Origin of the sequence: Cupriavidus sp. DF5525 (assembly GCF_040149425.2) — a bacterium.
Taxonomy (GTDB): Bacteria; Pseudomonadota; Gammaproteobacteria; order Burkholderiales; family Burkholderiaceae; genus Cupriavidus; species Cupriavidus pickettii_A.
Genome location: NZ_CP168265.1, coordinates 3,426,038 through 3,438,941 on the forward strand (window position 1 = coordinate 3,426,038; position 12,904 = coordinate 3,438,941).

Sequence of the window (12,904 nt, forward strand, 5' to 3'; positions counted from 1 at the left end):
TGTCATATCGGCAGCGGAAGATGCCAGCGGCGCGGTGGCCATCGCCGATCCGCGCCAGCGTACCTCAACCGAGAACCACATGGACTTCGAGCTTTTCCGCCAGACCTGCCAGCAGTTCCTGCGCACATCAAGCCAGTTCCTTGGCCTGGCCGCAGCGGCCTGCCAGCCGGCCCTGCCGCTGGCCGCGCGGCAACCCGGCCAGCCGGTGCAGACCGGGCAGCAGCCGGCCTGACCCTCGCCGCGCCCCCCACGGGCGCGACCGGACGGGATCCAGGTGACTCAGTCGCCGCGGATGCCGTTTTGTACGGGGAACGGCTTATAGGCGCAGAGTGCCGCCCCGGAACAGCCGGGCATCCATCTCGCGCAGGTCCGGCGCCACCGCCACCGGCGTCGCGCACTGGTCCAGCACGTCGCTCCGCAGGTCCACGCCTGGCGCGATCTCCACCAGCGTGAGGCGCGCCTCGCCATCGTCGGCGGCGCGCATCTCGAACACCGCGCGCTCGGTGATGTACAGCACCGGGATGCCGAGCGACGCCACGTAGGGACCGTTGAAGCTCAGGTGCGATACCTCGGGCACGATCTTCTTCACACGCCCTTCGCGCACGATCTGCAACTGGCCGTCGCCGGCACGGACTTCCAGCCCGCCCGCCGTCAGCGTGCCCATGAAGACCACCGCGCGCGCGCTCTGCGTGATGTTGATAAAGCCGCCGACGCCCGCGATCAGAGCGCCCTCGCCTTCGCCGAACTTGCTGACGTTGACGTTGCCATGGCCATCGAGTTCGGCTAGGCCGAGGATGGCCAGGTCGATGCCGCCGCCTTCGTAGAAATCGAACTGCGCGGGTTGGTCGACCACGGCTTCCGGATAGGCCGATGCGCCGAAGCTCAGGCCATCAGCGGGGGTGCCGCCGATCGGGCCCGCCTCGACAGTCAAAGTGAAGCCGTGCAGCCCGGCCTGGTGCGCCAGCATGCCGACCGCTGCCGGCATGCCGACGCCAAGGTTGACCACGCGCGGTGCGCGCCGCGCCAGCTCCATCACCGCGCGGCGCTGCACGATCGTGCGCGCGTCGAGCGGGCCCGTGGCCGCCGCCGCTGCCTCCTCCGCGTCGGCCTCGGCCGCTGCTGCCTCGCCCTGCCACGGCGTCACGTAGGCCGGATTGTAGGCTTCGGCGAACGTCATCTGGTGGTTGGCCGGGTTGTCGCAGACCACCACGTAGTCGACCAGGATGCCGGGCACATGGATGGCCTGCAGGATCTCGTGGTGGTCGACCAGACTTTCCACCTGCGCGATCACGATGCCGCCCGAGTTGTGCGCGGCCTGCGCCATCGCCAGCAGTTCGTGGTGGAAGGCCTCGCGGTGCGTGCTGAGGTTGCCGCGCGTATCGGCCGCGGTGCAGCGGATCAGCGCGCAGTCGATGCGGAAGCTCGGGTAGAACAGGTATTCGTCGCCGCGGAAATCGACCGCCTCGACCCAGCACGCCTTGCCCTCGGCCAGCGCCTGGCGCGCGCGCTCGTTGACGGCGCCGCCGTGATAGCGCGAATCCTGCGCGGTGCGCGGATCGACGAAGGTATGCAGTCCGATCTTCGTCATCACGCCGGGCTTGCCGCCCGCGATGGCGCGGTACAGGTGCGTCAGCACGCCCTGCGGCAGGTTGTAGCCCTCGCACTGCTCGGCCATCGCCAGCGCCGCCAGCCGCGTGGCCGAGCGCCAGTGGCCGCCGACGATGCTGGCGGTCATGCCGGCATTGCCGAAGTGGTTCACGCCGCGGGCGCCACGATCGCCCTGCCCCGCCGAGTACACCAGCGTCAGATCGCGCGGCAGCCCGCCGTGCAGGAAGCGCTGCTCCAGCGCCTCGGTCACGGCCTCGGCGTGGCCGGCACCGACAAAGCCGGCGCTGGCCACGGTCCAGCCGTCCTGCACCAGGGCGGCCGCTTCGCGTGCGGTGATCACCTTCATCGCTGTCTCCGGTTCTTGTGGTGTCGCTCCATGTCGCCCTGCTGCGGCAACCGAGCCCGGATGTAGAAAAGCCCCGCGTGCCGGGGAGGCAGCGGGGCTCAAATGGTAGCGGGGTAATCATTCGACCACCCACGCCTCGATCTTGGCGTATCGCGCCGCGGCCAGCATCACCCAATTGCGGGCCGCCGCAACATGAACGACCGGCCGGCGCATCCCGCGCGCCGCGCCCTGCAAAGCCTGTCAATCATCACCTTTGCCCTGCCAGCAGGGTATCCGGGTTTTCTCCGAGCGGGTTTTTGCCAGCTTCCGGCCCGCCTGCGCTTGCGGTCTACTGGAATCACGTCGACAGCCTGGCATCGCCGAAGCCTCGCGATACCGCAGTCGATGGCGCCAGAAATATTCCAATGACCGGGAGACAGACCATGGTGACGAAGAAAGAAGAGGCGTTCGTACTGAAGAACCTCCTTGCCCTCGCAGCAGTGGAAACCCTGGGCGGCGCGATCGCCCTCGGCATGGTCTTCCACCTGATCTGAAATCATTTGCAGCCGCGCCGGCGTCGCAGCGCCGGCACGGCGAATTCCGCAGACGGACCTGCTCGGCTACTCGTCGACGATTACCTCGAAGCCACCGAAGATCATCCGCTGGCCATCGAACGGCATATTGTCCATGCCTTCCTTCAGGCGCGGATCCTCCATCGCCGCCTTCATGCCCGAATCGCGCTTTTCGCGCGACGGCCACAGGATCCACGAGAACACCACCGCTTCATCGTCCTTGCGCTTGACCGCCATCGTAAAGGACGTGACCTTGCCTTCCGGCACATCGTCGCCCCAGCATTCCACCACCTTCAGCGCGCCGTGTTCCTTGAACACCGCGGCCGCCTTCTGCGCCACCTGGCGATAGGTCTCGCGATTCGCTTGCGGTACGGCCAGCAAGAATCCGTCGATATAGGACATTGACTGCCTCCTGATCGGGTTGAACGGTTGCGTGGCGGCACCGCAGGGGCCACCGCCCGCGTCTGACTACGATAGTCCATCGCAGCCGAGGCGCCAGAGCCGTCACGTGGCCTGAAAGATGCTTGCCGTGCTGCAAGTGTGCCGGCGCGATCTGCTGGACCGTCCGGGCGCGTCGTTTGTGCGCTGTCGAAGCACGCGCTGGGCCCGACGGGGCATCGGGGCGCGGCAAACGGCCCGTCAGAAGGGTCAGCGCGCAGATGGCAGATGCGCCGGCCAGGCGCCACTCGCCACGAGTCCTTCGGCGATACCAATCAACTGGTTCCAGACAGCGTTGACGGCCAGCGAAACGGGTGAAGTGGCTGACCTGCAGATGTACACCTGCCGCGCCAGGCCAGGATTCACGATCCGCGCGCACGACAGCAATCCGGCTTCCAGCTCCTGGCGTACGGCTGCATGGGAGAGGATCGTGTAACCGACACCAGCCGCCGTGAGTGCAATCAACTCCGGAATGGCGTTGACTTCCGCAACGATGCGCAATTGCACATCATGCGACGCGCAGTGCCGCTCGATCAGGCTGCGCAGGCCATGCAAGCTGGCCGGCAGGATCATCGGCAGTTGCGACAGGTCGCCGAAGGACACCGTCATGGCTTCCGCCACAGCGGCGCCGGGCAAGCTCGACAGCGTGCCCGGCGGGCCAACCAGCACTAGGTCTTCCTCCAGCAGCAGATCGCTGCGCAGCCCGGGTTCGGGGCCCCCGCCAAAGGTCATGCCGATATCGATATGCCCGGTCAGGAGGTTCTGGGGAATATAGCCAGTGCTCAACTCGATGATCTGCAGGTAAACGTCCGGCCAACGCGCGACAACTTCGCGCACCAGCGGGACCGTCACCAGCTTGGCCATCGATTGTGGCAATCCCACCGCCACGCGCCCCCTGGGTTCCCGCACAGCCGTACGGATCTCTTCGACCGCCACATCCACCCGCTTGAGGATATCGGCGGCATGGCCAAGCAGCATGACCCCCGCCGCTGTCGGCGTGACACCTTTCGGGGTCCGGTCGAACAACGCCGTACCAAGCTCTTCTTCCAGGTTCTTGATCTGCAGGCTCAGGGCCGGCTGGGCCAGGTGCATGCGCTCGGCGGCGCGTGAAATGGAGCCGGCCGAGGCCACCGCCATAAAGGATCGGAGTGTGCGCAGGTCCAGGGCCATGCTGTTGTCCCGGTCAGAGTGAGAGTGCATTTGGCATATTGGAATCTTATACCGAGCATCAAAAACTTGTCTTCGACATATACCCCGGCCGTCGCCAAGATGTCAGCCACATCGCCACATGGCGATCGAAGTTTGCTGACACACCGGAGACACCTATGAACCCGAAACGCCGCTCGCTCATGCTCGGCGCCGCCGTGTCGATGCTGGCGCGGCCAGTGCTGGCCGCCGGCTGGCCAACGCGTCCCATCAAGCTCCTCGTGCCGTTCGCGGCAGGCGGACCGACCGATTTCATCGCCCGCCTGCTCGCCACGCCGCTTTCCCGCGAACTGGGGCAACCGGTCGTCATCGACAACCGGCCCGGAGCGAGCGGCAACCTGGGCGCACAGAACGTCCTGGACGCCGACGCCGACGGCTATACGCTGCTGCACAACACCGTCGGCATGCACGCGGTCAATCCTCTGATGTACCCCAGTGCGCGCTTCCAGCCGCTACGCGACTTCAAACCGATTGCGACCACGGCTGCCATGCCCAACGTGCTGGTCGTGCACCCTGACAAACTCCCCGTCAGGTCTGTCGCAGACCTGGTGCGCATCGGCAAGTCCAGGGCCGACGGGCTCACCTATGCCACCTTCGGTGCCGGCACCTCGCCGCACATTTATGCGGCGCTGTTGCAGAAGGCGGCCGGTTTCAGCGCGATGGCGATTCCGTACAAGGGCAGTTCCCCCGCGCTGACCGATGTCATGGCCGGCCAGGTCGATTTCGTCTTCGACTCGTTCACGACCTGCATTGGCCAGATCCAGGGGGGCAAGCTGCGCGCGCTGGCAATCACTGCTTCGGGCCGCTCGCCGATGCTGCCCGATGTGCCAACGCTGAAAGAGGCTGGCTATCCCGACGTGGACAAGAAATTCTGGTTCTCGCTGCAAGCCCCGGCGCACACGCCCAAGGCGGTGATCGATCGGCTGCGCGCTGCGGCGGCGAAGGCAGTCGCAGATCCAGACTACATCGCCGCGCTGCGCGCACGGGGCGCAGAGCCCATGCCCACGCGCAGCAGCGAGCTCGACGCCTTCGTGCAACGTGACGCCGAACGCTGGACCTCGGTAGCACGCGGCCTCGGCATCAAACCTCAATGAACGGACCAGTCACCATGCAACCATTGAAAGGCATCCGCGTCCTGGACCTGAGCAAAGTCCTGGCCGGACCGCTGTGCGGCCAGTACCTGGGCGAGCTTGGCGCGGACGTGACCAAGGTGGAGCCGATCGGCAAGGGCGACGATACCCGCGCCTGGCTGCCCCAGGAAGCCGGGCAGTCGGCCGTGTTCCTGTCCGTCAACCACAACAAGCGCAGCATCGCCGTGGACCTGAAGAGCGAGGCTGGCCGCGAGGTGGTACAGCGCCTCGCGGCGCAGTCAGACGTGGTACTGCAGGGTTTCGGCGGCGGCACCGCGGCGAAGCTGGGTGTGGACTACGAAACCCTGCGCGCCCTCAATCCGCGGATGATCTACTGCGAGATCTCCGGCTACGGCCGTGACGGGCCGCTCGGACACGAGCCAGGCTATGACGTCATGCTGCAGGCATTCAGCGGCATGATCAGCACGATGGGGGAACCCGGAGGAAGCTATGCGCGCGCCAGCTTCTCACCCGTGGACATTGGCACAGGCATGCACGCGCTCAGCGGCATCCTGGCTGCCCTGATCGAGCGCCAGGCGACCGGCAAGGGCGTCTATGTGGAAGTGGCGCTGATGGAAACCGCGCTCGGCTTCATGGGCTACATGGCGCAGAATTATTGGCGCACGGGCGCCGTGCCGCAGAAAATGGGGACCGCGCACCCGTCGATGTCGCCTTACCAGGCGTTCGAGGCCGCCGACGGGCCGCTCATGCTCGGCGTCGGCAACGACGCGCAATGGCGCCGCTTCTGCGCCGTGGCAGAGCTGGACGACTGGGTGGATCACCCGGATTTCGCCACCAACGCCGACCGCGTCAGGAATTTCGCGCGTACCGTGGCGCTGGTGCAGGACCGCGTTGCCCGCAAGCCCTTGGACTTCTGGCTCAACGGCCTTCGGCAGGCCGGCGTTGCGTGTTCGCCGATCAATACCCTGGATCAGGCATTGAACCATCCTCAGGTGCAGGCGCGCGGGCTGATCGTCTCTTCACAGCATCCGGTTCTCGGCACTGTCAAGAACGTGGGGCTGCCTATCCGGTTCGGGCAGGCGCCGCGCACTGCCCGGCGCACCGCGCCGCTGCTTGGCGAACACACGAAAGCCATCCTCCATGAGGCTGGCTACGATCCGGAAGACATCGCCCGCCTGACACAAGCAGGCGCCGTCGCTACCAGCACGCCCTCTGCCTGAAGCCTGAACAACCTGGAGCACTCATGCCTCTTCTTTCTTACACCGTGCGCAACCATGTCGCGGAGATCCTGCTCGACAATCCACCCGTCAATGCACTGACGATTCCGATGATCGGTGCCCTGCTGGATGCATTGGCGCAAGCCGCCGCAGACGATAGCGCGCGTGCGGTGATCATTGCCAGCGCCGTACCTGGCCGCTTCTGCGCGGGGCTCGACATCGCAGCCCTGCAAGGCGCATCGCCGTCCGAGGTCCATACCCTGCTCGACAAGCTCTACGTCCAGCTATGCGATGCCCAATACAACCTCGGCAAACCCTCCATCGCGGCGATCAGCGGCGCGGCGCGTGGTGGCGGCATGACGCTAGCGATCTCCTGCGACCTGATCGTGGCCGCGGAAAGCGCCACCTTTGGCTATCCGGAGATCGACGTCGGCATGCTGCCGGCGATCCACTTCACGCATCTGCCGCGCATCGTCGGCCGGCACGTGGCGTTCGACCTCCTGTTCACCGGGCGCGCGTTTGACGCGGCGCAAGCGCAGGCCATGCACCTGGTGAACCGTGTGGTGAAAGACGAGGACGTGCTCGCGCAAGCGCGCGCGCTGGCAGCGACGCTGGTGGGCAAATCGACAACGGCCATGCAGATGGGTCGCGCCGCCTTCCATCGCGCCGTTGACAGCGGCTATCGCCGCGGCGTGTCGTATGCGGTCGATACGTTTTGCCAGGTCGCGGCGACCGACGATGCCAGGGAAGGGATAGCTGCCTTTATGGAGAAGCGGCGCCCCGTGTGGGGCGCCTGACAGGATAGATCAGCCAACCAGGGAGGGTTCGCATGCGGTGGATACACTCATGCGGCCATCACGCTGCGTTCGTCATCGGTCAGCTCAGGACCATCCAGCGTGACGCGCGAATGGTCGTGGCGGAACTTGCGGATGATGGGCTTGAGCTCCTCCTTGACGTGCTTCTCGCTGTAGCCGTTGAACAGGTGGCCGGCCAGGCCGCGGCGCAGGTCGCTGGTGTCCATGAACCAGTCGGCGATCGGGAACGTGAGGTTCATGTTGTACTTCATCATGATGCCCATGTTGTGATGTGCGGTGTGGTGGCGGCGGATCGTGTTGACAAAGGGCATGTTGCGCACGAACCAGTTCTCATGCACGTGGCAGCAGTAGTGGAAGGTCTCGTAGACCAGGTACTGCGCCACCATCGTCATGAACACGACCCAGCCGGCATTGCTGTTGAGCAGCACCGAGGCCAGGTAGCCGAGCGCACCGCCGCCTACGCCGAGCGTGGTCAGCACCCGCCACGGGAAGAACACGATGCGGAATTCGCGGGTGGTATCGATGGTCGGCTCTTCATCGGTGAAGTACTGGTGGTGCTGGCGCGTATGGCGCTCGTAGATGGCGCGCAGCGCGAACACGTCGATCCGGCGGTGCATCACGTACTTGTGCATCGCCCATTCGACGAAATTGCCGGCCAGGAACACCGGCAGCACCAGCGCCCATTCCCAGGCGGCGTGCTGCAGTTGCCCGAAGGCGTAATACAGCGCGGCGGCGCCGACGCCGTAGATCACCACGATATGCAGCAGGCCGTTGTAGAGCGGGCTGATATCGGCCTTGTACTGTTCGCGGAATTTGCGCTGCCGTTCGGTCATCATGGCTGTCTCCTCGTTTGATGATACGTAACTAATATATTAGTCGGATATCACGCCCTGTCAAGGCGCGTGGGGGATTTTTGCAGGGCCGATTTGCTGGCGCTCGCAGACCACGGCCAGCGCACCAAAAGCAAAGGCCCCTGTCTTGCGCCAGGGGCCATCTCAGGGGAACTGCGGTGGGCTAGTTCGAGACTTCCTCCAGCGCCTTGCCCTTGGTCTCGACGCCGAACAGCAGCACGACAACGGCCGCGACCGCAAACGACAGCGCCCCCATCGTGAACACGCCGCCCTGCCCCGCAACCGGGAGCAGCACGCCCACCAGGTAGGGGCCGGCAAGCGATCCCACCCGACCGATCGATGAGGCAAAGCCCGAGCCGGTGCCGCGCGACCGCGTGGGATACAGCTCCGGTGTATAGGCGTACAGCACCGACCACATGCCGAACAGGAAGAACTGCATGCACAGCCCGGCGGCAATCAGCTGCTCGACCGGCAGCCGGTGCACGGCGGCCTGGCCGTAGGCATACGCAGCCAGCGCGCTGCCGATGAGCATCAAGGCACAGGTCGGCTTGCGCCCCCACTTCTCCAGCAACCAGGCCGAGAACAGGAAGCCGGGAATGCCTGCCAGTGAGATGTAGACCGTGTACAGCACGGACTTGGTGACGGCATAGCCGGCCTGCTGCAGCAGCGCACCGAGCCAGGTGGTGAGGCCGTAGTAGCCGAGCAGCGCAAAGAACCAGACCGCCCACAGCATCAGCGTGCGCTTTGCGTAGGGGCCGTGCCAGAGCTCGGCGAACAGCGCCTTGCGCGCACGCCGCTGCGGCGGGGCGAAGGTATCGTCAACCGGCGGCAGCGGCTTGCCGCTGGCGCGTTGCACGTGGTGCTCGATGTTCGCCATGATGTGGTCGGCTTCGCGGTCACGCCCCACTTCCTCGAGCCAGCGCGGCGACTCGGGCACGCGGCGGCGTACCACGAAGACAAAGACCGCCGGCACCGACAGGGCAATGAAGATGCCACGCCAGCCGATCACCGGCAGCAGGAAGTACGTCAGCACGCCCGCCGCGATAAAGCCGATGGGCCAGAAGCCTTCAAGGATTGCAACGTACTTGCCCCGGCTCTTTGCCGGGACGATCTCCGACACCATCGACAGCCCGATCGGGAATTCCATGCCCATGCCGAAGCCGAGCAGCACGCGGTAGAGCATCAGCGCCGTCACGCTGTCAGCCAGCCCGCACATCAGGCTGCCCACGCCCCAGAAGATCATGCTGATCTGGAATACCGGCTTGCGCCCGAAGCGGTCCGCCAGCATGCCGGCCGAGGCCGCGCCGGCGAACATGCCGAGGAAACTGGCGCTGGCCAGCAGGCCGGCCTGCGCCGCGCTGAGCCCGAACTCGGCCTTGATCGAGCCGAGCACGAAGGTCATCAGCCCGAGGTCCATCGAATCGAAGAACCATGCCGTGGCGATGATGCCAAACAATGAACGCTGGTAGCCCGTCATGGGCAAGCGTTCCAACCGGGCAGCGATCCCGGCGCTCAGCCTGAGGCTGCCTGCCGACATATCCATGTCTGTCTCCTGTGTGGTCTATGACGGCATCGGGGGCGCCATCTAGCTAATATATTAGTTGCATCTCAGAAGCATGCAAGTGATAAACATTGGGTTTCAGGGAAAACCCCGTGAGGGGCAGCGATGGGATTTTTGGGGGCGGGCCTATGCAAGGCCCCCCGCGTGCCGCTCAGGCCGCCTGTCGTGCGTTGCCGGTCTCGGCGTGCAGCGTGCCGTGCCAGGCGTCGTGGATGATCTTGCTGTAGCACTGCGGCACGTCCGCCACCGGGAGTGCCTTGGCCAGTCGCGCGACGCCCAGCGCGTCGTGCACCAGTGAAGGAAGTTGTTCCTGGGCGATGCCGAAGTCGGCCAGGGTGCCTGGAATGCCGAGCGCCTCCACCAGCTCGCGGATCACCAACGGCAGGCGCGCCACCCGCTCGGCTTCGCTACCCTGCACGATGCCGAACAGGTCCGCCACTTCCAGCAGTTCGGCACGCCGTTCCTGCGCGAGTGCGTCGAGCACATAGGGCAGCACCACCGCATTGGTGCTGCCGTGCGACTTGTGCGTGATGCCCGCCACGCCGTACGCAATGCCATGGACCGCGTTAAGCCCGGCGCTGCCATACGAGAGTGCCGCATAGAGGCTGGCGTAGGCCATCCCCACGCGCGCCTCGGTATCGCTGCCGTCCCGGTACACACGCAGCAGGTAGCGCGCGCACAGGCGGATCGACTCGCGCGCGAACAGCATGGTGATGCCGTTGCGGCCGCTGTAGCCGGGATCGGGATTGCCGGCACGGTCATAGGCGAAGGAATCGATGGTCAGGTAGGACTCGATTGCATGGGTCAGCGCATCGATGCCGGCGTCGGCGGTAACGCGCGGCGGGCAGGTGTAGGTGAACTCGGGATCGACCAGCGCAATGCCCGGGCGCAGCCGGTTGTCCATCACGGCGATCTTGGTGGCGTTGGCGGGATCGACCAGGATGGCGCCGGGCGTCGCTTCGGAGCCGGTGCCGGCGGTGGTCGGCAACGCCACCAGCGGCAGCACCGGCGTGGCACCATCGATGGTGCCGGCAAATGCGCCGATGGCGCGTCCTGCTGGTAAGGTCAGGCACAGCGCCTTGGCCAGGTCGATATTGCTGCCGCCCCCCAGCGCGATCACATGATCCGGCGCGCGACCGGCGAGGCGCGCACGCACCGAGGCCGTGGCGTCGTCGCACAGCGTGGTGGTGGGATCGGGGATGCCGCCGTCGTAGACCACGGTCTCGATGCCCAGGGCCCGCGCGGCTTCGACGTACTCCTTCACCCACGGGGTCTGGCTGGTGAAAAACGTATCCGTCACCAGCACCCCGCTGCGATAGCCAAGTTGCGCCAGCAGCGCGGGCAGGCCGGCACGCGTGCCAGGGCCGACGATCAGGCGCGAAGGCGCGCAGAAGAACACCAGGTCCTCAACTCTCATCGATGACTCCTTGGGAAACGTTCAGGCGGCAGTAGGTGTCGCAGCGGCGAGCCGCGGCAAGTGCGCGCGCACGGCAGCGGCGACATCTGCGGTATTGGCGGCCAGGATGCCGTGGCCAGCGCCGGGCAGCATCACGAGGCTGGCCTCGGGCAGGCCTGCGGCCAGCGCGCGGGCATGCTGAGCCGGGCAATCGTCATCAGCTTCGCCATGCACAACCAGCGCGGGCAGGCGCAGCGACGGCAGCCGGCCGCGCTGGTCGGTGATGCGCAGTGCCTGCCAGGTCCAGGCCACGGTCTGGTGGTCGGCCGCCTGCGCCAGCCCCAGGCGCCGCTCGCGCGCCGCGATCTCGGCCAGCAAATGCGGCTCGTCGGTGGCCCGGAACCACCGCGCCGAAGTCAGTTGCGGCGAACCGGACAGCAGCAGCAGGCCGCTGGGACCGCGTCCGTCGCGAAGGGACTGCGCCGCGAGGCACAGTGCCACCGACACGCCCATGCTCCAGCCTGCCAGCACGTAGGGTTCGTCACCCGCCTCGGCCTCGATCACCGCGCGCAGCATGGCCGCATAGCTCTCCAGCGTGCAATCGGTCGGCGACACAGGTCGGGCTGCGTCCCCGCGTCCCCACAGGTTCGGCAGCACAAAGCGGCATTCGCGCCGCAGCGCCTGCGCCAGCGGCAGCCACGCGGCGTTGGTACCCTGGATGCCGTGCACCGCCACCACGCGCACCGGCCCCTCACCGCTTCGCAAAATATCCATATCCCTCTGCCGTCCATCTAATATATTAGTTGTATCATAGCAGCAGACGGAAATATGGCAATGAAGAATACGAACGCCGCCCTTACCCTCCCCGCGGGGGAACTGCCCGGAACGTCATATACAATTGACAACCTGCGCACACTACCGACCGCAATGACTGGCACTGGCAAGATGGCAACCCGCAATAAGGCAGCCCCGCCTCCGGCCGAGGACGAAGCGGCCGAGCAGACCCCCGGACTGCGCGGCCGGCTGACCGACCTCGCCTACGAACAGATCGAGGAAGCGATCATCACGCTGCGGCTGGCGCCCGGCTCATCGATCTCGGAACTGCAACTGAGCGAGATGACCGGCATCGGGCGCACGCCGATCCGCGAAGCCATCCAGCGCCTGGCGCGCGAGCACCTGGTGGTCGTGTTGCCGCAACGGGGCCTGCTGGTGCCGCCCATCGACGTGGGCAAGCAACTGCGGCTGCTGGAAACCCGCCGCGAAGTCGAACGGCTGATCTGCCGCAGCGCCGCGCGCCGCGCCAACGCCGACGAACGCGCGCACTTCAAGCGCCTGGCCACGGAATTCGCGCAGTCCGCCAAGAACGGCGACGATGTGTCCTTCGTGCGCGCCGACCGCGAGTTCAATGAGCTATGCCTGGCCGCCGCGCGCAACGAGTTTGCCGAAGGCGCGATGCGGTTGATGCACGGGCTGTCTCGACGCTTCTGGTATCTGCACTACAAGGAAGCTGCGGACCTGCCGCAGATGGCCAAGCTGCATGCCAATGTGGCGGCGGCCATTGCCAAGGGGGATATCGACGGAGCGGGCAAGGCGCTGGATGCGCTGCTGGACAATATCGAGGATTTCACGCGGGCTACGGTACTGGGCGATCGGCGCTGACCGGCTGCCCTTCGCTCACGCACGCGGGAATAGAAAAAGGGGTTACGGCATTCACCGTAACCCCTTTTCAATTGCATTGGTGGGCCTCCCGTGAGTCGAACACGGCACCAACGGATTATGAGTCCGCTGCTCTAACCAGGCATGAGCTAGAGGCCCTTGGAAGCG

The 12,904-nt window shown here is 66.0% G+C and carries 12 protein-coding genes and 1 tRNA gene; 5 read left to right on the plus strand and 8 right to left on the minus strand.

Annotated features, from left to right (window positions below; genetic code table 11):
• The first annotated feature begins 79 nt into the window (after window positions 1–79).
• Window positions 80–232, plus strand: coding sequence for a hypothetical protein (locus ABNX08_RS15980; RefSeq protein ID WP_349608806.1), 153 nt, complete (start codon window positions 80–82; stop codon window positions 230–232).
• An 84-nt stretch (window positions 233–316) separates the two neighbouring features.
• Here the strand turns inward: ABNX08_RS15980 and ABNX08_RS15985 are convergent, their stop codons facing one another.
• The 3 genes from ABNX08_RS15985 to ABNX08_RS15995 form a co-directional block, all read right to left on the minus strand.
• On the minus strand, window positions 317–1,954 hold the full coding sequence (locus ABNX08_RS15985; protein WP_349608804.1) for a malonate decarboxylase subunit alpha: 1,638 nt from the start codon (window positions 1,952–1,954) through the stop codon (window positions 317–319).
• Between the two features lie 599 nt (window positions 1,955–2,553).
• On the minus strand, window positions 2,554–2,907 hold the full coding sequence (locus ABNX08_RS15990) for a DUF1428 domain-containing protein (protein WP_022536076.1): 354 nt from the start codon (window positions 2,905–2,907) through the stop codon (window positions 2,554–2,556).
• 246 nt (window positions 2,908–3,153) lie between these two features.
• A complete protein-coding gene (locus ABNX08_RS15995; RefSeq protein WP_022536077.1) occupies window positions 3,154–4,113 on the minus strand; it encodes a LysR family transcriptional regulator in 960 nt (319 codons plus the stop codon).
• 155 nt (window positions 4,114–4,268) lie between these two features.
• Here ABNX08_RS15995 and ABNX08_RS16000 point away from each other — a divergent pair, with 155 nt between their 5' ends.
• From ABNX08_RS16000 to ABNX08_RS16010, 3 genes are read left to right on the plus strand one after another with little or no spacing between them, the layout of a single operon-like run.
• Window positions 4,269–5,243 carry a tripartite tricarboxylate transporter substrate binding protein gene (locus ABNX08_RS16000; RefSeq protein WP_022536078.1) on the plus strand — a complete coding sequence of 325 codons (975 nt, stop codon included), beginning with the start codon at window positions 4,269–4,271 and terminating at the stop codon, window positions 5,241–5,243.
• A 14-nt stretch (window positions 5,244–5,257) separates the two neighbouring features.
• Window positions 5,258–6,460, plus strand: a complete 1,203-nt coding sequence (locus tag ABNX08_RS16005; RefSeq protein ID WP_041681549.1) for a CoA transferase — start codon at window positions 5,258–5,260, stop codon at window positions 6,458–6,460.
• A 23-nt stretch (window positions 6,461–6,483) separates the two neighbouring features.
• A complete protein-coding gene (locus ABNX08_RS16010) occupies window positions 6,484–7,254 on the plus strand; it encodes an enoyl-CoA hydratase/isomerase family protein (protein ID WP_022536080.1) in 771 nt (256 codons plus the stop codon).
• A gap of 47 nt (window positions 7,255–7,301) precedes the next feature.
• Here ABNX08_RS16010 and ABNX08_RS16015 read toward each other — a convergent pair whose 3' ends face one another.
• From ABNX08_RS16015 to ABNX08_RS16030, 4 genes are all read right to left on the minus strand, one after another.
• Window positions 7,302–8,108, minus strand: coding sequence for a hypothetical protein (locus ABNX08_RS16015; RefSeq protein ID WP_022536081.1), 807 nt, complete (start codon window positions 8,106–8,108; stop codon window positions 7,302–7,304).
• A 178-nt stretch (window positions 8,109–8,286) separates the two neighbouring features.
• Complete coding sequence (locus ABNX08_RS16020) at window positions 8,287–9,666, minus strand: MFS transporter (RefSeq protein ID WP_022536082.1); 1,380 nt, start codon at window positions 9,664–9,666, stop codon at window positions 8,287–8,289.
• A gap of 169 nt (window positions 9,667–9,835) precedes the next feature.
• Entirely contained in the window at window positions 9,836–11,101 is a 1,266-nt protein-coding gene (locus ABNX08_RS16025) for an iron-containing alcohol dehydrogenase (RefSeq protein WP_022536083.1), read from the minus strand.
• A gap of 21 nt (window positions 11,102–11,122) precedes the next feature.
• Complete coding sequence (locus ABNX08_RS16030; RefSeq protein ID WP_022536084.1) at window positions 11,123–11,854, minus strand: alpha/beta fold hydrolase; 732 nt, start codon at window positions 11,852–11,854, stop codon at window positions 11,123–11,125.
• Between the two features lie 171 nt (window positions 11,855–12,025).
• Here ABNX08_RS16030 and ABNX08_RS16035 point away from each other — a divergent pair, with 171 nt between their 5' ends.
• Window positions 12,026–12,739, plus strand: a complete 714-nt coding sequence (locus ABNX08_RS16035) for a GntR family transcriptional regulator (RefSeq protein ID WP_051369914.1) — start codon at window positions 12,026–12,028, stop codon at window positions 12,737–12,739.
• A gap of 77 nt (window positions 12,740–12,816) precedes the next feature.
• Here the strand turns inward: ABNX08_RS16035 and ABNX08_RS16040 are convergent.
• Window positions 12,817–12,895: transfer RNA gene (locus tag ABNX08_RS16040), tRNA-Ile, on the minus strand.
• Window positions 12,896–12,904 lie beyond the last annotated feature (9 nt).

Bases quoted from the DNA above. Each gene is read 5' to 3' on its own strand.
- ABNX08_RS15980 (WP_349608806.1), top strand. From the start codon at position 80: ATGGACTTCGAGCTTTTCCGCCAGACCTGCCAGCAGTTCCTGCGCACA.
- ABNX08_RS15985 (WP_349608804.1), bottom strand. From the start codon at position 1,954: ATGAAGGTGATCACCGCACGCGAAGCGGCCGCCCTGGTGCAGGACGGC.
- ABNX08_RS15990 (WP_022536076.1), bottom strand. From the start codon at position 2,907: ATGTCCTATATCGACGGATTCTTGCTGGCCGTACCGCAAGCGAATCGC.
- ABNX08_RS15995 (WP_022536077.1), bottom strand. From the start codon at position 4,113: ATGGCCCTGGACCTGCGCACACTCCGATCCTTTATGGCGGTGGCCTCG.
- ABNX08_RS16000 (WP_022536078.1), top strand. From the start codon at position 4,269: ATGAACCCGAAACGCCGCTCGCTCATGCTCGGCGCCGCCGTGTCGATG.
- ABNX08_RS16005 (WP_041681549.1), top strand. From the start codon at position 5,258: ATGCAACCATTGAAAGGCATCCGCGTCCTGGACCTGAGCAAAGTCCTG.
- ABNX08_RS16010 (WP_022536080.1), top strand. From the start codon at position 6,484: ATGCCTCTTCTTTCTTACACCGTGCGCAACCATGTCGCGGAGATCCTG.
- ABNX08_RS16015 (WP_022536081.1), bottom strand. From the start codon at position 8,108: ATGATGACCGAACGGCAGCGCAAATTCCGCGAACAGTACAAGGCCGAT.
- ABNX08_RS16020 (WP_022536082.1), bottom strand. From the start codon at position 9,666: ATGGATATGTCGGCAGGCAGCCTCAGGCTGAGCGCCGGGATCGCTGCC.
- ABNX08_RS16025 (WP_022536083.1), bottom strand. From the start codon at position 11,101: ATGAGAGTTGAGGACCTGGTGTTCTTCTGCGCGCCTTCGCGCCTGATC.
- ABNX08_RS16030 (WP_022536084.1), bottom strand. From the start codon at position 11,854: ATGGATATTTTGCGAAGCGGTGAGGGGCCGGTGCGCGTGGTGGCGGTG.
- ABNX08_RS16035 (WP_051369914.1), top strand. From the start codon at position 12,026: ATGGCAACCCGCAATAAGGCAGCCCCGCCTCCGGCCGAGGACGAAGCG.